Source organism: Sedimenticola selenatireducens (genome assembly GCF_007625115.1).
Classification (GTDB): domain Bacteria; phylum Pseudomonadota; class Gammaproteobacteria; order Chromatiales; family Chromatiaceae; genus Sedimenticola; species Sedimenticola selenatireducens_A.
Map to the genome: position 1 here is coordinate 205,801 of NZ_VMNH01000023.1, position 17,034 is coordinate 222,834.

The window sequence follows — 17,034 nt, forward strand, 5'->3', positions numbered from 1 at the left end:
CGATAACAGCGGCCTGGGCTTTTTTTAGCCGAGAAGAAGATGCTTCACGATTATCAAAAATTAATTGAGCGCAAAGTACGGGCAGATGCTGATGAGGTAACACCATCGGATCTGGAGGATGCTTTTGATGCATCGGTGATTCGTTACAGTAAAGACCGGCCTCGCACGTTGGTACGGGATGTGATTGCACCTGGTGGGCAGGTTTTGGATCTACCGACTGATTGGGTTCCCGGCTTTTCAATTATTCAGCAGCTGGAATATCCCATCGGAAGCATACCGCCTGTGACTTTGGATGACTGGGAGATCTACCAGGCACCTGCGGGTGAATCAGTGCTGATTGGAATGAGTTTGCAGGCATCCGTATCGGTACGGGTCTCTTTCAGTGTGTTTCACAATGTGGATGAAACGACTGACACCATTCCACTGGTGGATCGTGATGCGGTAGCCAGTTGGGCGGCTGCGCTGGTGTGTGATCAATTGGCCAGTCGTTATAGCGGTGATTCTGATCCCACCATTCAGGCGGATAGTGTTGATCATGGAAGCAAGTCACGAGAATACGCCTCACGAGCTAAATCTTTACGGCAGAACTATTTCAATGATCTTGGGATTGACCCCAAGAGTAATTCAGCCGCTGGCGTGGTAGTGGATCTGGATATGCCGAACAGCCAGGGGCGTGATCGGCTGCTGCATCCTGGCAGGTTGCGCTGATATGAAGATTAACATCAATGCCGGAGATATCACTCAACTAACTGCCGCATGGGAACAAGCCCCTGAGTTGGTTGAGCAAGAATTGTCTGCGGCAACCTTAGAAGCTGAAATGCTATTGGAGCGTGAGATCAAAGAGGACACCCCTGTGGGTGCTACCGCTGCACTGCGTGAATCTATTCATTCAGAAGCGCCCCGCACCTTGGCCAATACGGTGATTGGTGTGGTCGGTACGGCATCCATGCATGCATTGCCTGTCGAGCTGGGAACGCGACCCCACTTCCCACCTATTGAGCCACTGATCGATTGGGTGCAAGCCAAACTGGATATCCGAGATGAAGAACAGGCCGAGGGAGTGGCACTGTCGATCGCTCGCAAGATAGCCGTTCGGGGCACCTTGGGTGTCGGTATGTTCCACCGCAACTTCCGCCAACTGCAACCGCAGATCGATGCGATGTATGAGCGTGCCAGAGGCCGGATAGCCGAGGGACTGCTCCATGTCTGATATGGAAACGATTCGCGCTGCCATTGTCGCCAAACTGAATAGCATTACTGATATTGGCATGGTTCACGCTTATGAGCGCTATGCCAAAAACAGTGCGGATATGAAAAAACTGTATCTGTCTGATGGCAGGTTTAAAGGTTGGCATGTGCGCCGTGTAACGACACGTGAGAAAAGCCCCGCCACTGGCCGCTGGGCTCGGACGTATCGTTGGAAGATTCGCGGTTTTATGGCGTTGGATGATGCCGATAAGAGTGAACAGCTGTTTGATGCATTTATTGAACTGATCTGTGATGCAGTTCGTGCAGATGACACGTTGGGCGGCGTGGTGGATAGCTGCATTGTTGGTGAAGAGGCCGGTGTTCAGGTGCAGGATTCAGGACCGGTTATGTTTGCCGGTGTGTTATGTCATAGCGCTGATCTAGCGCTCAATACGAGGGTTTATCTGTGAGAGAAGGTGGCAGATTTGAACGTAAAGGGGATGAACTGAAAAAGGTGGAAGGCACCCAGGATCATCCAGAGGGCAATCGTCCCAGAGTGGCCGAAGATCAACCGGTTGACCTGGCACAAAAGCCACAACCTAAGGACAAAAAGGCCAAGGGGTAATCGATTATGAAATTCAGAAAAAAAGTGTTGCTGGCAAAACTGGAAACTCTTTATGGAACCGATTCTACGCCTACCGGTTTGGCCAATGCGATTCAGGTGAGTGACCTCAGTATTTTACCAATGGAAGGCAGTGCCGTCAGCCGTGATTTGGTGCGCCCTACGCTGGGCAATGATTTGCAGATTCACGTGGGTACTCATGTAAAACTGGAGTTTGATGTGGAGATGGCTGGAGCGGGTGCTGCGGGTACCGCCCCTGCTTATGGCCCCATTCTACGTATGTGCGGCATGGCAGAGACGATCAATGCCAGCGTCAGTGTGGAATACGATCCGGTCTCTGGTAACGAGGAATCAGGCACACTCTATTTCCACATCGATGGCCAGAAACATGCGCTATTGGGTGCGCGGGGCGGCTTCAGTCTCAAGGGTGATCCAGGCAAAATTCCAAAGTTTCATTTCATGATGACCGGACTATGGGCTGACCCCGCTACTGTGGCGGATCCTGTTCCGGATTTCACCGCCTTCCAGGTTCCGCTGGCGGTCACCAACGACAACACGCCAACCTTCAGCTTGCACGGGATCTCTCCCAACATGATCGGTTTCTCCTTCGATCAGAACAACCAGGTGGTGTATCGCAACGTAGTGGGTGAAGAGAGCGTGCAGATCACCGATCGTGCACCGGGTGGCCAGGTGACTATAGAAGCACCCGTGCTGAGCACCAAAAACTTTTTCACTATCGCAAAGGCTAACACCACCGGCGCGATTCAACTGGTTCACGGAACCATAGCTGGACATATCGTCCAGTTCGACGCCGCACAGGTGCAAGTACTGCAACCGAAGTATGGTGAAAGCGACGGGATTGCCACCCTTCAGATGGGGCTGTCGGTGATCCCGACCAGCGCCGGTGATGATGACTTCAAGATTACGGTGAAATAAATATGTTTGTAATGCAAAAACACGATGCACCCATCAATTGGCCGGTAGTTGTTGAAGTGCCGGTCGATGGTGGCAAGACCAATCGCCAAGAGTTTACCGCACAGTTCCAGATGCTGGATCAAGAAGCCATTGATGCCCTGGCAGCCCAAGGAGACACGGCCTTTATCCGTGGCGTATTGGTAGGCTGGGGTGAGGATGTGAAAGACCCGGATGGCAAAGCAATCAAGTTTGGTAAGAAACCACTGGCAGAGATGACCCGCCGCCCGTATATCCGCAAGGCCTTGATCCGTGCCTACTACGAGATGGCCGGAGGGGTCGTAAGAAAAAACTGATCGGCGCGGCCAGGCACTGGGCCGCAGAAGGTAAAAAAGCCGGTGCCGACGAAGTGGATGCAGACCTGGCTGCAATGAATGCCCCTGATGAGATCAGGCAGAAGGTCCAGGTCAGTTCTGATGATTTCTATGTACTCGAGGAGAACTGGACTGCCGTTATGGCCTGGTTGACGGTTCAGACCCAGATGACTCGTACAGGGTTCAGGTACGAGGGTATGGAAGCTGGGCTAAGGATGGCCACCATCGAATCGACGCCCGAGATCTTCTCAAAGCTGCAGGTGATGGAGGGCGCGGTGTTGGCGGTTTGGAATAACCATTCAACGTGATCAGTTTTGCTAAGGACAACCCATGACATTTGAGAGATTGGCCAAGCCAAAAGATGGATTCAGTTTCTGGGTGGGACGACTACTGGTTGATGTCAACTGGGCAAGAACTTGGACATGGTGCGATCAGAGTGAGGATAACAAAAGGCGTACTACCCATCTGATATCACTGCGTGTTGTTCAGCATATATTTGATAAAAAGACTCGGCGTGCACTGACCATAATACTGGGTCCACTGAAGCTTATGCTGGGATTGGCTGCGTAAATTTATGTCTGATTTAGTCCTATCAATAAAGCTCGAAGGTGATGCCGGGGATCTCAATGGTGAGATCCGGATCTCTCGCCAGGAATTCGAGAAGCTCGAAAAGAGTACCGAGAAAACCGGTAAAGCGGCTAATCGTACTGGCAAGGATGCGTATCGACTGGGTAAACAGTTCAGCGAAACAGGTCGTGAAGCCGAGCGCCTGAATCGGGTTAATCAACACCTTGCCAGAACACTCGGTACCGTTATCGGTACCTTTGCGGGTGTGGTGGGTGTTTCAGCCATTACCGGTTCATTCATTGAAGCCGCCTCAGCCTCTGAAAATTTTGAAACCCGTTTGAAAATACTGCTGGGCAGTACGGAAGAAGGTAGCCGTCTGTTTGAAGAGATGGCTGACTATGCAGGACGGGTGCCTTTTGAGTTTGAGGCCATCATGAGCTCTGCTACCCAGTTAGCCGGGGTGATGAAAGGCGGCGTTGATGAGATCAAAGAGTGGATGCCGCTGATCGGTGACCTGGCGGCTGCGTCTGGACTAAGTATTCAGCAGACCACTGAACAGGTTATTCGGATGTACTCTGCCGGTGCCGCCTCTGCAGACATGTTCCGGGAGCGCGGAATTCTAGCCATGCTCGGGTTTCAGGCCGGGGTGAGCTACAGCGCTGAAGAGACCCGCAAGCGGTTGATGGAATCATGGAAAAAGGCAGGCAGTCAGTTCAGAGGGGCTACTCAAGATCTGGCTGATGACTGGGACGGCTTAATGTCGATGTTCTCAGATAAGTGGTTCGCCTTCCAGAATGAGGTTGCCGATGCGGGTCTGTTTGATGCGCTGAAGGGTGAAGCCAGTGATTTCCTCGGGACCATTGATCAGTTAGCCGCAGACGGCACCCTGAAAGAGTGGGCACAGACCACATCAGATTCATTGATCTGGATGGGTCAACATTTAGATGAGGCGGCGATCGGCCTGGGTGGGTTGATGATTGCCCGAACCTTGGGCCCCATCTTCAACAGCGCAGCCGTGGCAGTAAACACTTATACCGCTGCTCAGATTCGCGCCAACCTGGCGATGCGCACCGGAATGGCCGTGGGTACAGCTTACTCCGGTGTCATGGCCGCTTTGGGTGGACCGGCAGGCTTGATCATTGCCGGAGCCGCTGCACTAACGATCTGGGCCAGTAATGCATCTGATGCGGCTGAGGATACCCGAACCCTCCGGGAAGAAAATGAGGCACTTTTAAAGAGCTTTGAGAATACTGCAAAGGCTCAGGTTGAGCAGCAGATTTCATTAACTGAGGCAAAAATCGAGAACCTCAAACGTGAAATTGAATCACTGGAAAAGCTGAGCAAGATGCAGCAGTTCGCTGATCCTGGAAACCAAAAGGCCTTTTCAGACCAGATGGCACAGTCCCGTCAGGAGATCACCGAGTATCAGGATCAACTGGGGCAGCTGAGTGAGCGCTTGAAGGGTATGGGTAATACCGGATCCACCGCCTTCAGCAAGGTTGGAAATGGTGCTGATGATGCTAAGAAAAAGCTTGATGCTCTGAAGAAATCCGGACAGGCATTAATGGATACCCTCTTTCCTGAGGAAGCGGCCTTTAACAAGTACTCCGAGCAGCTGAACCTCATAAGTCAGATGCGCCAGGCTGGCATTATTGATATTCAAAAAGAGCAGGAAGCGATTGATCAGCTCACCACTCAATATCTTGATCTGGATGAAGAGGTCAAAGAAACAGGCAAGACCACTTCAAAAACCATGAAGAGCATGGCGCAAGAAACATCAAAGGCCATGCGCATGATTCAGCAGTCAACTGATCGGGCTATGTGGTCGGCTGAGAACGCCTTTGTGAATTTTGCCAAGACCAGCAAGTTTGAAATCAGAGATTTAATCGACACGGTATTGGATGAAATGTTGCGTCTGCAATTCAGGCAGAATTTCGCATCGGGTGGAACCAGTCTGTTCAGCGGTTTGTTCGGTGGGATGTTTGGCGGCGGTGGTGACTTTTCATCAACACCTGGCATCGACCTGGGCTCATTTGGTGGTGCCACACCCATCCAGGGGTCGTCGTGGCTTTCAGGTCTGGCATCGCTGTTCTCGTTCGGCGATGGCGGCATCATGACATCAGCTGGTCCTATGCCGCTGCAGAAATATGGTGATGGTGGCATTGTAAACGGCCCACAGTATCGTGTGGCTGGGGAACGCTATCGACCCGAGGCCATCATCCCGCTGCCTGATGGCCGATCAGTGCCTGTGCAAATGCAGGGTGCAGGTCAATCCATTGTATTTAGCCCAACGTACAGTATTGATGCCCGTGGTGCCGATGCAGGCGTTGAAGCCAAAGTGCGGGTCGTGGCTCGGCAAGAAGCTGATCGTGCTCTGTCTCAGTTTAAGCAGGAGATCAATCGGGGTGGTAGTGCGGCTCGCTTGGTGGGGAGACGTAGCTAATGCCTACCCTGACATGGCCCACATCACTCCGTCCCTCTGATATGCAGTGGCGCTTGCAAACGAACACAACGGGATTCACGTCCCCGTTCACAGGTAAAACTACCACGCAGGAGTGGCCAGGTGCTCGCTGGATGGCCACCCTGGTGTATGACCAATGGCGTCGACACGAGATTCAGGCAATGGAGGCGTTTTTGGTGGCGCTACGTGGATCTGCGGGTCGATTTTATCTATGGAACCATGCGCGGGAGAATCCCCTGGGGGCGGCAACCGGGACGCCGCTGGTCAATGGAGCTAATCAAGTTGGTGCCAACCTGATCACCGATGGGTGGACTCCCAATCAAGCAGGTATTTTATTGGCCGGTGACTATATCGGCGCGGGTGGTGAGCTGAAGATGGTTATAGCCGATGTGGATGCTGATGCCACTGGTTCCGCCACTATTCCTATTGAACCCCCGTTGCGCTACAGCCCGACTGATGACAGTGCGGTGATCGTAAATAGTCCCACGACTACCTTTAAGCTGGTGGACGATGAGCAGACGGCATTTGACTATAAAGGCGTACTGGGTGGTTTTTCAATCGATGTGATTGAGGCGTTCTAATGCGCACGTCAGACCCCACCACTCAAGCGGCGCTGGATCAAGACAACATCCCGTTGGTGATATTTGTTGAACTGGATTTTGCATCGGCGACATCACGGGTCCATTCGGGCGTGGGCAATTTGCAGTGGAATGGACATACCTGGATGGGTGCGGGTGCAGTGGGTGAGATATCGGAGATTCAGGAGGGCGATGAGCTGCAAAGCAACGATATCCAAATGGTGCTGAATGGCGTTGACCCGGCCATGATGGCCACGGCCATGAGTGAAGACTATCAGGGAAGACCGGCAAAAATCTGGCTGGGTATTTTGGACAATGACCATCAGATGCTGGGTGAGCCGATAGGCCCATTTGGTGGGTTGATGGACACGATGGACGGCGAGATTGGCAAAGAGGGCCGCATTGTATTAACAGTAAAAAACCGCTTGGCCGATTGGGAGCGTCCACGCATTCGTCGTTATACCAATGAGGATCAGCAGGCTGAGTTTCCGGGGGATCTGGGCATGGAGTTTGTCTCCCAAATGGTAGAAAAGGAATTGGTCTGGTGATGCGGCTGGATGGCTGGGAAAAGAGGTTGATGGAACTGTTGCAGGCCGCACATGATCGCCCGTTTGAATGGGGTAATCATGACTGCGCTTTGTTCGCAGCAGCGGGTGTATTGGCCATAACCGGTAATGATGTGGCAGCCGATGTGCGTGGCCATTATTCGTCTGCTAAAGGCGCTTTGAAAGTGCTGAAAACACTCGGCATGGCGGATCTGGAGAGTGCCACGACTCACCTGCTGGGAAACCCAGTGGATACGCGCCTGGCTGGCCGGGGTGATGTGGTTCTGGTTGAGACTGCCAATGGCCCAACCTTGGCTATCTGTGCGGGCATTTACGCCTTTGCACCAGGTGAAAAGGGCTCTATTGCAATGGCACGCCATGCCTGGCGTAACGCCTGGAAGGTGGGTTGATATGCCAACCGCGATAGCGGGTGCGATTATTTCTGCAGTAGGTGCCACCGGTATCGTGGCGTCACTCATTACCGCCGCTGTGAACATTGGCTTTAGCCTGGTGATGGGTGCCATATTCAAGCCCAAGCAACCAAAGGGCGGTGGTGGGTTTACCGCCGAGGCAACCGATCGCACAGTGGTGGTGAGGTCGCCAATTTCACCCCACCGGATTATCTATGGCGAGGCGCAGGTATCGGGCACCTTGGCCTTTGCCGATGTGACCGGCAGTGACCCAAAATATCTGCATATGGTCATCGTTCTTTCAGGGCGTGAAGTTGAGGAAATTGGTACGGTCTATTTCAATGACATTCCAGAGACCGATAGCCGCTGGTCGGGGCACATTCGCATCAATCGTCATTTAGGGAGTCCTGACCAACTTGCCGATTCAGACCTGGTTGCCGAGAGCGCTCTCTGGACCAGCAACCATCGACTGCGAGGTCGGGCGTATATCTATGTCAGGCTCAAGCAGAGCCGTGATGTTTTTCCAACAGGCATCCCTAACATCAAGGCCGTGTTGAAGGGGCACCAGGTGTACGATCCTCGTACCACACTGACCGTTTATTCAACGAATGCAGCGCTCTGTGCACTCGACTATCTGCGGTGGGAGTATGGCTTTGGGGCATTGTCCAGCGAGATTGATAATGACAGTTGGATTGCCAATGCCAATGCCTGTGATGAGCTAGTTACCATCGATGCGGAAGGCACCACCCAGCAGCGCTATACCTGCAATGGCACGTTCACGTTGGATCGCTCGCCGCTCGATGTATTGGAAGAGTTGAAGTCCACGTTTGCCGGCGCTGCGGTCTGGTCAATGGGCACCTGGCAGGGACATGCTGGCGTTGCGATCGCACCGACCGGAGCGATTGATGAGGATGATCTGCGTGGCTCCATCAAATACCGTTACAAGCCAGGGCGCGCTAAACAATTCAATGCGGTACGAGGGACGTTCGTCAACCCAGATGACCACTGGCAGCCGACAGATTTTACCCCGGTTACCAACAGCTATTATGAAGGCCTGGATGGTGGCCAGCGGATTTATGAGGATATCGCGCTGGATTTTTGTACGGACCCGATTGAGGCACAGCGAAACGCCAAGATTGCCTTGGAGGTACACCGCCAATCACTGACGGCAACCCTGCCGATGATGTTAGGTGCTGGCCTAAAATACCGCCCTTGGCAGGTGGTTCCAATTACGATTGGTCCGCTCGGCTGGAGCGCCAAGCCGTTTCTGATCCTGGATTGGAAACTGGTTGAAGAGGATGGCGGCTTAGGTGTGGATTTGCTTGTTCAAGAGTACTCCGCTGAGTGTTTTGATTGGAACTTCGGCGAGGCCACAACGCGCGATCTCACGCCCAATACAAACCTACTCGACCCATCGATCATTTTGCCGCCCACAGGTATTCAGTTGGTCAGTGGCACTACCGAACTTTTGGTGGGTGGTGATGGCACCGTCATCAGCCGTTTGAGAGTAGATTGGATCAATCCATCCGATGCGACAGTGCAGCAGGTTGATATTCAGTACAAGCGAACTGTTGACACTGGCTGGACCAGTGTTAATCCGGCGCGTAGTGGTGAAACCACCGCGTGGATCAGCCCTGTTTTGGATGGTGAGCGCTATGATGTGCGGCTGCGTTCAGTCAACAGCTGGGGCGTTCGGTCGGCCTGGGAGTATGCCTACAACCACCTGGTGTTGGGTAAGTCTTTAGACCCTTCTGATGTCAGTCAGTTTTTCGTTGATCGTCAGCCCGATGGTACGCGCCAGTTCTCATGGTTGCCGGTTACCGATGCTGACCTAGCGGGCTATCTCATTCGCTATCGCCTCGGGACTGGTTGGGACTGGGATGACATGTCACCGCTCCACGAGGGTTTGCTGATGGCGTCTCCGTGGGAAACTAATCAGCTGGCGGCAGGAACCTATACCGTTGGAATTAAGGCGATTGATCGTTCAGGTAATGAATCGGTCAATGCCCGGATTATCCAGTCGACGCTGGGTGATCCTCGCATCAAAAATGCGCTGGCTTATGAAGGGGCGCATCTGCAGGGCTGGCCTGGCACCAAAACCAATTGTGCGGCCGATAATGCCGGGGGCACGCTCACTGCCCTGGGTAACTACACGTGGGACGATCTGACCACCTGGGATGCCTGGGCATCGTGGGCACAAAATCCCTACACACAGATTATCTATGAGCACCTCAAGTTAGATCTTGGCGCGAGTGTCGCCTTTAACCCACTGATTACCGCCAATGCCTCGGCAACGCCTGTAATCGAAATCAGTACCTCTGTTGACGATATTGCATGGACGTCTTGGTCTGTCCCGGCTGGGCAGGTGACAGCTCGTTACCTCAAGGTGCGTGTAACAGTTAATCAGGCAGCCAGCGAGATCCCACAGATCCAGACATTGGTCATCATCGCTGGGGGTGAGTCTCTTGAGGAAGATATTAACGACCAAGCCACCAGCGGTTGGGCTGGCTCGGCCGCTGCTGGGCGTACTGTCCCGCTGCAAAAAACCTACGCAACAATCACGAGTGTTCAGGTTGCGCTGCAGAATGTCGGGCCGGGATGGAGTTGGGAGGTGTTATCCAAGTCCACTGCCGGGCCGGTGATCCGGATTTATGACAATAACGACACACCCGCTGATGCCACAGTTGACGTGGTTATCAAGGGCGTCCCAAACAATTAAGGAGAGCAGATGAGCTGGCCAACAGATGATCTCGGCACCACCAATACTGACGAAGGTATCGATAACCCGAGTATTGCCCGCCCAATGATCAACACGCTGATACAGCGTGTGAAGAGCATCATTGCTGCTCGGGGTGTCGCCAATGGTGTGGCTGACCTGGATGCCGATGCCAAGGTGCCCAATGCCCGACTGCGTCTAGGCAGCGCGGGTGGCGTGGCGGGTTTGGATGGTAATGGCAAGGTGCCTATTGCGCAGCTGCCTGGAGGGGCAGGGAATGGACTGGATGCAGACAAACTGGATGGACAGGAAGGAGCCTATTACGCCCCAAAGGCGTCCCCAGCATTTACAGGCACTCCGACTGCGCCTACGCAAGCCGGAAGTGATGATTCCACGAGAATTGCTACTACGGCGTTTGTAAAAGCACTGGTGGCTGCAATATCAACACTGCCACCTGCAAATTCAGTCGGTGATAATGAGCTAAAGAAAAGCTTTCAGGCAGATGGCTCGTGGGCCATTCCGGACGGAGGGTCTACGCGGTACACAGTCCCCTCTGGGGTCTACATGGTAGTTTCGGCTGTTGCCCCTATTCTATTGTGTTTATATACCTCCGGTACATGGAAGGACTCGTTCGCTTATGGGCAAGGCGGCATCATCATTTCTGATGGAGCTAATGTTGCATTCAAGACCACTGGGTGGGTAGGCGCGGCCCACGTTTACTACAAAAAATTAGCATGAGGAAGACCGATGCCAACGCTTAATCAGATCATTGATAATTCGCAGACTGATTGGGATGGATTTCCTGATTCGCTGAACGGCGAGCGGTTCCTGGGTTTCGGATCCGATGGATTGAGTTCGGATCCAAAAGATGGATATCTCACAGAGCTGGTTATGCCACAAAAAAGCTTGGTAGATATTAAAGCAAGCAAACTGGAAGAGATGTTGGATGCATGTGAAGCGCAAATTCGTGCTGGATTTATCTCTAATGCACTGGGAGATGACCACCTCTACGACACCGCAAAAGATAGCGATCAACTGAATTTGATAGCAGCTGGATTGGGTGGCATCGACATTCCATTTACATGCACAAAGCTAAGTGATGGAGTGAAGGCGCAACGTCTACATACAGCGGTTCAAATCACCCAGGTATACACAGCCGCTTCAGCAGAGAAGGTACGCCTCTTGGGCGTAATGGATTCACTGCGAACAGCGATATCTACTGCTGTATCAGTCGTGGATGTGGAGGCAATCACCTGGACTGGATAAGTATTATTTGAGAGACAAGAAGTAGGAAGCGACCAGATAGGTGCGCCAACACCCACCTGGCCGTCAACCCACGGTATACGAGACCGTGAGCCGACCAAGGCTTCCCAGCCCTGTACAGAGCGCTGAGAGCCTACCACAAAAACAAGAATCGGAGTGACGGCTCACTATGAAATATCATCCTGTAGTCCCCTGGATTGGGGGAAAAGGGCGCATATCAGACTGGATTCTATCCAGGTTCCCTGTCCACAAGTGCTATGTAGAGGCGTTCTGTGGAGCGGCAGCCATCTATTTCACTAAGCCTCCAAGTGAAGTCGAGGTGATAAATGACATCAACGGGGAGCTGGTAAACATGTACCGGGTCATCCAGCATCATCCAGAGGAGATGATCCGACAGTTCAAATGGGCGCTTTCAAGCCGCCAGTTCTATGAGTGGGAACAACGTAAAGATCCCGCCACTTTGACGGATATCCAGCGGGCTGCACGGTTCTACTATCTACAAAAGCAGGCTTTTGGTGGGCGGGTTGATGGGCAGAGCTTTGGAACAGCGACTACATCAGCACCCAGGCTGAATCTGTTCAGGCTGGAGGAAGATCTCAGCCAGGCGCACCTGAGGCTGCAAGGTACCTATGTGGAGAATCTACCCTGGGATGAGATCATCCGGCGATACGATCGACCACATACACTGTTCTATCTGGATCCACCCTACTGGAATACGGAGGGCTATGGGGTTAATTGGACATTCGATAACTATGAGCGCATGGCTATATTGGCACGTGAGAGCAGCGGCATGATGATGATCTCAGTGAACGATATCCCAGAGATGAGGGAAGTTTTCTCCGGGCTTTATATGGATACACGGCCAATCAAGTATACGGTCGGTGGAGGAGCTGGTACGGAGGCTCAGGAACTACTGATTTGGAATGACCAGGCTGAAAATGCACCTAAGCAGTCAGGAGCACAGATGAGGCTGATGTGATACGGTCTTCAGACATCTATTTGAACTATTGGAATTTTGTTTAGAGATGCTAAATTATTTCGGAGAGGCATTTATCTCGCTCTGAGCGACGATTTATCGCGCTCGGCATCAACACCCCCAGGGGAACCCTGGAGTTTAAATATTTCTTCTCCAGCCATGTCAGTACGGCTGGAGGTGGAGAGTGTTCCGCCACCGCGATACGGGCATTGATAAAGAAATTAGTCGCTGCAGAGAAACCTAATAAGCCTCTCAGTGACAACAAGCTGGCGAGCATACTCGCCGACCAAGGCATTCAGGTCGCTAGGCGGACTGTAGCAAAATACCGCGAGTCTATGGCGATACCGCCATCAAACGAGCGCAAGCGCCTCATATAGAGGCCAGTAACCAAGGAGCAAATCATGCAAATCAGCATCACCGGTCATCATGTAGACATCACCGAAGCCATGCGCAACTATGTCGATACCAAATTCGAGCGTCTTGAGCGTCATTTTGATCACGTCACCAAAATTCACGTTATTTTAAGTGTTGAGAAACTGCGTCAGAAGGCAGAAGCCACACTCCACGTAAATGGTGCCGATGTCTTTGCCGAGTGTGTAGAAGAAGATATGTATGCAGCCATTGATGGTCTGGTGGATAAAATTGATCGCCAAGTGAAAAAACTCAAGGAGAAGAGCACTAACCATCGTAATGGTGTTGGCATGAAGGGTATTGACCCCGCTAACGCAGAAATCGGATAAGCAGGCATAACAATGTTTCCCGCAAACTTTATAAGTGTTGAACGGATCAGTACCGCCAACCAGGCCGCCAGTAAAAAGCGCATTCTTGAAGAGGTCGCAGGTCTGTTGGCAACCGCTTCTGAGGAACTCACTCAGGGCAACGTGTTTGACAAACTGCTTGAGCGGGAACGACTAGGTAGTACCGGGCTGGGGCATGGCATCGCCTTGCCCCACGCCCGGGTTGCCGGCATCGCTGAAGCCCGCGGTGCCTTTATACAATTACAAAAAGGGGCTGATTTTGACGCCATTGATCAACAGCCAGTTGATCTGGTGTTTGGCCTCCTGGTACCAGAAGAGGCAACGGAGGCCCATCTCCAGCTTCTGGCAAAACTGGCAACGCTGTTCAGCGATGCGGATTTCTGTGCGCGACTTAGACAAGCACAGGACAGTGAAACCTTGCTGAATGAATTTCTGCTCATTGAGCCCATGCGCAAAAGCGCGAGTGCCTGATCTCCACTTGCAAGCGCATGCAAAGGCTGATTAACTAAACCCCTACTAAAAGCGAAACCTGTTGAATATTAAGAGATTATAATTATTCAATGAAACTGGCCATCATCACTGGGCTCTCCGGTTCAGGAAAGAGTGTCGCACTTCATACACTGGAAGATGAGGGCTACTACTGCATTGACAATCTGCCGGTTTTTCTCCTACCCGCGCTGGCCGGCGAACTCGTCGCTCGGCAGGATAAACGATTCGATCTGGTCGCTATCAGTCTTGATGCCCGCAACGCCCCAGATAAATTTGAGGACATCTCCTCACTGTTAAAACCGCTGAAAGAAAACGGCATCCGCTATGAAGTCATCTTCCTTGAGTCCCAGGACGAGACACTGGTTAAACGCTTCAGCGAGACACGCCGACGCCATCCACTCACCGGCGGACAACGCCCCCTTTCCGAGGCTATAAGCTATGAAAGAGCGCTGATGGCGCCCTTTCTCAGCGTGGCTGACCTGCGTATCGATACCAGTCAGACCACACTTCATGAGCTGCGCCACATCATCCGTTCACGCATCAGTGAACGACTGGACACCAAGATCTCACTGCTGTTTCAGTCATTTGGCTTCAAGCAGGGCGTGCCACGGGATGCCGATTTTGTCTATGACGCGCGCTGTTTGCCTAATCCTCACTGGCAACCTGAACTGAGACCGCTGACCGGTAAAGATACCGCTGTCGCAGATTTTCTTGCTGCCAGCTCAGAGGTTCAGCGTTACAAAGAGGATATCACCCGATTCCTTGAGCAGTGGATTCCCTGCTTCGAACGTGAAGGACGCAGCTATCTGACCATCGCTATCGGCTGTACAGGTGGCCAACACCGCTCAGTTTTTATGGTAGAACAACTCGCCACGCATTTTCGTAACTGCGGTCGACAGATCCAGACCCGCCACAGGGATCTGCCACTGTCCCCGGCTACCTGACAGCGAGCAAGAACAGACAGTCAAAGAGAGGCCGAGTTGGTCCTGCTCCAGCTTCTGGCTGTCAAGAATAGATGAAAGAAGGATTCAAACCCGCCATTTCATCAACAGCGGAGATTGTGAGATAGTATTTCCCATGGCATCAGTGACTTGAGCAATCTATGGTTAAAAAGCAGATAACAATTATTAATCGCCTTGGCCTTCATGCGCGTGCGGCTGCAAAATTTATAACCGAAGCCGGCCAATACAGCAGCGAAATTTTACTCGACAGGGGAGACAAACCGGTCAATGGTAAAAGTATTATGGAGGTAATGATGTTAGCTGCGAGCCAGGGAACGGAACTGACCCTCACCACCCATGGAGAGGACGAGGAAGCGGCCGCTTCGGCCTTGGAGGCCCTCATCAATGACCGGTTCGGAGAGCCTGAGTGAGTTTTGCCGGTAATGGCATCGGCATAACCCGGGGAATCGCCATTGGCGAGGCCCATATCCTACAACGCGGTATGTTAGAAATCACTCCGCGTAGCATTGAGCAACCAGAGATCCCTTTTGAGATCGAGCGATTTAGAGACGCGGTCTGCTGTGCCAGAGACCGACTGCAATCCGTTCGCCAAAAAATCCCAGAAAGTACGCGATCAGACATTGTGGCTTTTATTGACACCCATCTGTTGATGCTCAACGATGCGGCACTCATCCAGGCACCCATTGATCTGATTAAGCAGCATGCCTATGCGGCAGAGTGGGCGCTCCAACTACAGAAAGAGGCCCTGGTTCAGGTGTTTGACACCATGGATGACCCTTATCTGCGAACCCGCAAAGATGATGTGGAGCATGTAGTCAATCAGATTCAGAAGGCCCTGCACGAGCAGGGTGAAGAAACCGATGGTGATTTGACAGGAAAAGTGATTCTGGCACAGGACCTGACCCCCGCAGACACTATTGTGATGCGCCACCAGGGAATCACGGCCTTTATTACCGAATTCGGCGGACCCATGTCTCATACCGCCATCCTGGCCCGTAGCCTGGGTATTCCTGCTGTTGTCGGCGTGCACAGTATTACCCGTCTTCTGCGTCAAGGCGAGGTACTCGTCGTTGATGGTGAGCACGGTGTTGTGCTCGCCGATGTCGATCGGCGAACACTGGATCACTATCGTCGGCACATCCATACAGCCGCCGATCAGGCGACTCAGCGCCTCAGCCTTATCGGTAAACCAGCCACCACAAAAGAAGGCGTAAGGGTATCCCTGATGGCCAACATCGAACTGCCTGAGGATATTGAATCGACCCGGGTACTCAAGGCCGATGCCGTGGGGCTCTACCGTACAGAGTTCCTCTATATGAACCGTCAGGGCATGCCAGACGAGGAGGAGCATTACCGAACCTACCGAAAAGTAATAGAAGGCCTGGATGGCATACCCATTACCATCCGCACCCTGGATCTGGGCGCCGACAAGCAGGTGGATGGTTGTACCGCAGCCAGCTGTAATCCTGCTCTAGGTCTACGCGCAATTCGCCTCTGCCTGAAAGAGCCAAAAATATTCCAGCCACAGATAAGGGCTATCTTACGGGCAGCCATTCATGGCCCGGTCAGAATCATGATCCCGATGCTTTCCAACCTTCAGGAGGTTCGGAAACTCAAAGCCATTATTGCCGAGACTAAGCGTCAGCTGGCTGAAGAGGGGCTCCCGTATGCAGACCACATCCCCATTGGCGGTATGATCGAGGTACCCGCCGCCGCCCTTTCCGCCGATGCCTTCAGCAAAGAACTCGATTTTCTCTCCATTGGCACCAACGATTTGATCCAGTACACGCTGGCCATTGATCGCGTGGATGATGAAGTCAACTACCTCTACGACCCTCTGCATCCGGCTATCCTCCGGTTGATTCAGACCGTGATCGAAGCCGGAAAGGCAGCCGACATACCGGTCAGCATGTGTGGTGAGATGGCTGGCGATCCCCGCTATATTCCCTTGCTGGTTGGAATGGGACTGCGTGAATTCAGCATGCAGCCAGGGTCATTGCTGATCGCCAAAGAGTGCCTGTTTTCACTCAGTGCCGAAAAACTGTCAAAACAGACGCGCAAGCTCATGAAAAAATTAGGCTCCTCCAAACACGAACGATTATTGGATAAGATCTGCCGCCTACACTGATTACCTTCAACTGTTTTTTTGCGCTTTTATTAAACAGTGTCTCCCGCTTGTCATCATCTACTGCTAGAATCGGCCCGACTCATCA

The 17,034-nt window shown here is 52.5% G+C and carries 21 protein-coding genes and 1 pseudogene; all 22 read left to right on the forward strand.

Going from position 1 to position 17,034, the window contains the following annotated elements; all coding sequences use genetic code 11:
• Positions 1 to 39: 39 nt before the first annotated feature.
• Positions 40 to 708: a hypothetical protein gene (locus tag FHP88_RS15735; protein WP_144360041.1), complete on the forward strand. Its 669-nt coding sequence runs from the start codon at positions 40 to 42 to the stop codon at positions 706 to 708.
• A gap of 1 nt (position 709) precedes the next feature.
• Positions 710 to 1,210, forward strand: a complete 501-nt coding sequence (locus FHP88_RS15740) for a hypothetical protein (RefSeq protein WP_144360042.1) — start codon at positions 710 to 712, stop codon at positions 1,208 to 1,210.
• On the forward strand, positions 1,203 to 1,658 hold the full coding sequence (locus tag FHP88_RS15745) for a hypothetical protein (protein ID WP_144360043.1): 456 nt from the start codon (positions 1,203 to 1,205) through the stop codon (positions 1,656 to 1,658). The genes FHP88_RS15740 and FHP88_RS15745 overlap by 8 nt, the downstream gene beginning before the upstream one ends.
• Positions 1,655 to 1,813: a hypothetical protein gene (locus FHP88_RS19215; protein WP_186297756.1), complete on the forward strand. Its 159-nt coding sequence runs from the start codon at positions 1,655 to 1,657 to the stop codon at positions 1,811 to 1,813. Before FHP88_RS15745 ends, FHP88_RS19215 begins: the two co-directional genes overlap by 4 nt.
• 6 nt (positions 1,814 to 1,819) lie before the next feature.
• Positions 1,820 to 2,746 (forward strand): phage tail tube protein, encoded by a 927-nt coding sequence (locus tag FHP88_RS15750; protein ID WP_144360044.1) that lies wholly within the window; start codon positions 1,820 to 1,822, stop codon positions 2,744 to 2,746.
• 2 nt (positions 2,747 to 2,748) lie between these two features.
• The gene (locus FHP88_RS15755) at positions 2,749 to 3,078 is read left to right on the forward strand and encodes a hypothetical protein (protein WP_144360045.1); all 330 of its coding nucleotides are present in this window, start codon (positions 2,749 to 2,751) and stop codon (positions 3,076 to 3,078) included.
• Between the two features lie 53 nt (positions 3,079 to 3,131).
• Positions 3,132 to 3,404: a DUF1799 domain-containing protein gene (locus tag FHP88_RS15760; RefSeq protein WP_144360046.1), complete on the forward strand. Its 273-nt coding sequence runs from the start codon at positions 3,132 to 3,134 to the stop codon at positions 3,402 to 3,404.
• A gap of 22 nt (positions 3,405 to 3,426) precedes the next feature.
• On the forward strand, positions 3,427 to 3,666 hold the full coding sequence (locus FHP88_RS15765) for a hypothetical protein (protein WP_144360047.1): 240 nt from the start codon (positions 3,427 to 3,429) through the stop codon (positions 3,664 to 3,666).
• Positions 3,667 to 3,670: 4 nt separating this feature from the next.
• Positions 3,671 to 6,106: a tape measure protein gene (locus FHP88_RS15770; RefSeq protein ID WP_144360048.1), complete on the forward strand. Its 2,436-nt coding sequence runs from the start codon at positions 3,671 to 3,673 to the stop codon at positions 6,104 to 6,106.
• The gene (locus FHP88_RS15775) at positions 6,106 to 6,705 is read left to right on the forward strand and encodes a hypothetical protein (RefSeq protein ID WP_144360049.1); all 600 of its coding nucleotides are present in this window, start codon (positions 6,106 to 6,108) and stop codon (positions 6,703 to 6,705) included. The genes FHP88_RS15770 and FHP88_RS15775 overlap by 1 nt, the downstream gene beginning before the upstream one ends.
• The gene (locus tag FHP88_RS15780; protein WP_144360050.1) at positions 6,705 to 7,250 is read left to right on the forward strand and encodes a hypothetical protein; all 546 of its coding nucleotides are present in this window, start codon (positions 6,705 to 6,707) and stop codon (positions 7,248 to 7,250) included. The genes FHP88_RS15775 and FHP88_RS15780 overlap by 1 nt, the downstream gene beginning before the upstream one ends.
• Complete coding sequence (locus FHP88_RS19220; RefSeq protein ID WP_260843343.1) at positions 7,250 to 7,657, forward strand: DUF6950 family protein; 408 nt, start codon at positions 7,250 to 7,252, stop codon at positions 7,655 to 7,657. Before FHP88_RS15780 ends, FHP88_RS19220 begins: the two co-directional genes overlap by 1 nt.
• Before the next feature lies 1 nt (position 7,658).
• Positions 7,659 to 10,376: a phage tail protein gene (locus FHP88_RS15785; protein WP_186297758.1), complete on the forward strand. Its 2,718-nt coding sequence runs from the start codon at positions 7,659 to 7,661 to the stop codon at positions 10,374 to 10,376.
• 9 nt (positions 10,377 to 10,385) lie between these two features.
• Positions 10,386 to 11,111: a hypothetical protein gene (locus FHP88_RS19405; RefSeq protein WP_260843338.1), complete on the forward strand. Its 726-nt coding sequence runs from the start codon at positions 10,386 to 10,388 to the stop codon at positions 11,109 to 11,111.
• Positions 11,112 to 11,120: 9 nt separating this feature from the next.
• Positions 11,121 to 11,639 carry a hypothetical protein gene (locus FHP88_RS15795; protein WP_144360052.1) on the forward strand — a complete coding sequence of 173 codons (519 nt, stop codon included), beginning with the start codon at positions 11,121 to 11,123 and terminating at the stop codon, positions 11,637 to 11,639.
• Positions 11,640 to 11,805: 166 nt separating this feature from the next.
• Positions 11,806 to 12,615, forward strand: coding sequence for a DNA adenine methylase (locus FHP88_RS15800; RefSeq protein WP_144360053.1), 810 nt, complete (start codon positions 11,806 to 11,808; stop codon positions 12,613 to 12,615).
• Between the two features lie 110 nt (positions 12,616 to 12,725).
• Positions 12,726 to 12,989: pseudogene (locus FHP88_RS15805) on the forward strand (RNA polymerase factor sigma-54); the annotation flags it as partial.
• A 24-nt stretch (positions 12,990 to 13,013) separates the two neighbouring features.
• The gene (gene hpf, locus FHP88_RS15810; protein WP_144360054.1) at positions 13,014 to 13,352 is read left to right on the forward strand and encodes a ribosome hibernation-promoting factor, HPF/YfiA family; all 339 of its coding nucleotides are present in this window, start codon (positions 13,014 to 13,016) and stop codon (positions 13,350 to 13,352) included.
• 12 nt (positions 13,353 to 13,364) lie between these two features.
• Positions 13,365 to 13,841 (forward strand): PTS sugar transporter subunit IIA, encoded by a 477-nt coding sequence (locus FHP88_RS15815; protein ID WP_144360055.1) that lies wholly within the window; start codon positions 13,365 to 13,367, stop codon positions 13,839 to 13,841.
• Between the two features lie 89 nt (positions 13,842 to 13,930).
• Positions 13,931 to 14,803, forward strand: a complete 873-nt coding sequence (rapZ, locus tag FHP88_RS15820; protein WP_144360056.1) for an RNase adapter RapZ — start codon at positions 13,931 to 13,933, stop codon at positions 14,801 to 14,803.
• Positions 14,804 to 14,961: 158 nt separating this feature from the next.
• Positions 14,962 to 15,231, forward strand: a complete 270-nt coding sequence (locus FHP88_RS15825; protein ID WP_144360057.1) for an HPr family phosphocarrier protein — start codon at positions 14,962 to 14,964, stop codon at positions 15,229 to 15,231.
• Complete coding sequence (gene ptsP, locus FHP88_RS15830) at positions 15,228 to 16,949, forward strand: phosphoenolpyruvate--protein phosphotransferase (protein WP_144360058.1); 1,722 nt, start codon at positions 15,228 to 15,230, stop codon at positions 16,947 to 16,949. Before FHP88_RS15825 ends, ptsP begins: the two co-directional genes overlap by 4 nt.
• Positions 16,950 to 17,034: the final 85 nt, after the last annotated feature.

What these genes read in the sequence shown, in the direction of transcription:
- FHP88_RS15775 (WP_144360049.1), top strand. Translation starts at nt 6,106, where the DNA reads ATGCCTACCCTGACATGGCCCACATCACTCCGTCCCTCTGATATGCAG.
- FHP88_RS15815 (WP_144360055.1), top strand. Translation starts at nt 13,365, where the DNA reads ATGTTTCCCGCAAACTTTATAAGTGTTGAACGGATCAGTACCGCCAAC.
- FHP88_RS15745 (WP_144360043.1), top strand. Translation starts at nt 1,203, where the DNA reads ATGTCTGATATGGAAACGATTCGCGCTGCCATTGTCGCCAAACTGAAT.
- FHP88_RS15755 (WP_144360045.1), top strand. Translation starts at nt 2,749, where the DNA reads ATGTTTGTAATGCAAAAACACGATGCACCCATCAATTGGCCGGTAGTT.
- FHP88_RS19220 (WP_260843343.1), top strand. Translation starts at nt 7,250, where the DNA reads ATGCGGCTGGATGGCTGGGAAAAGAGGTTGATGGAACTGTTGCAGGCC.
- FHP88_RS19405 (WP_260843338.1), top strand. Translation starts at nt 10,386, where the DNA reads ATGAGCTGGCCAACAGATGATCTCGGCACCACCAATACTGACGAAGGT.
- FHP88_RS15825 (WP_144360057.1), top strand. Translation starts at nt 14,962, where the DNA reads ATGGTTAAAAAGCAGATAACAATTATTAATCGCCTTGGCCTTCATGCG.
- FHP88_RS15785 (WP_186297758.1), top strand. Translation starts at nt 7,659, where the DNA reads ATGCCAACCGCGATAGCGGGTGCGATTATTTCTGCAGTAGGTGCCACC.
- FHP88_RS15780 (WP_144360050.1), top strand. Translation starts at nt 6,705, where the DNA reads ATGCGCACGTCAGACCCCACCACTCAAGCGGCGCTGGATCAAGACAAC.
- FHP88_RS15770 (WP_144360048.1), top strand. Translation starts at nt 3,671, where the DNA reads ATGTCTGATTTAGTCCTATCAATAAAGCTCGAAGGTGATGCCGGGGAT.
- FHP88_RS15765 (WP_144360047.1), top strand. Translation starts at nt 3,427, where the DNA reads ATGACATTTGAGAGATTGGCCAAGCCAAAAGATGGATTCAGTTTCTGG.
- FHP88_RS15800 (WP_144360053.1), top strand. Translation starts at nt 11,806, where the DNA reads ATGAAATATCATCCTGTAGTCCCCTGGATTGGGGGAAAAGGGCGCATA.
- FHP88_RS15750 (WP_144360044.1), top strand. Translation starts at nt 1,820, where the DNA reads ATGAAATTCAGAAAAAAAGTGTTGCTGGCAAAACTGGAAACTCTTTAT.
- FHP88_RS15740 (WP_144360042.1), top strand. Translation starts at nt 710, where the DNA reads ATGAAGATTAACATCAATGCCGGAGATATCACTCAACTAACTGCCGCA.
- rapZ (WP_144360056.1), top strand. Translation starts at nt 13,931, where the DNA reads ATGAAACTGGCCATCATCACTGGGCTCTCCGGTTCAGGAAAGAGTGTC.
- FHP88_RS15735 (WP_144360041.1), top strand. Translation starts at nt 40, where the DNA reads ATGCTTCACGATTATCAAAAATTAATTGAGCGCAAAGTACGGGCAGAT.
- FHP88_RS15795 (WP_144360052.1), top strand. Translation starts at nt 11,121, where the DNA reads ATGCCAACGCTTAATCAGATCATTGATAATTCGCAGACTGATTGGGAT.
- hpf (WP_144360054.1), top strand. Translation starts at nt 13,014, where the DNA reads ATGCAAATCAGCATCACCGGTCATCATGTAGACATCACCGAAGCCATG.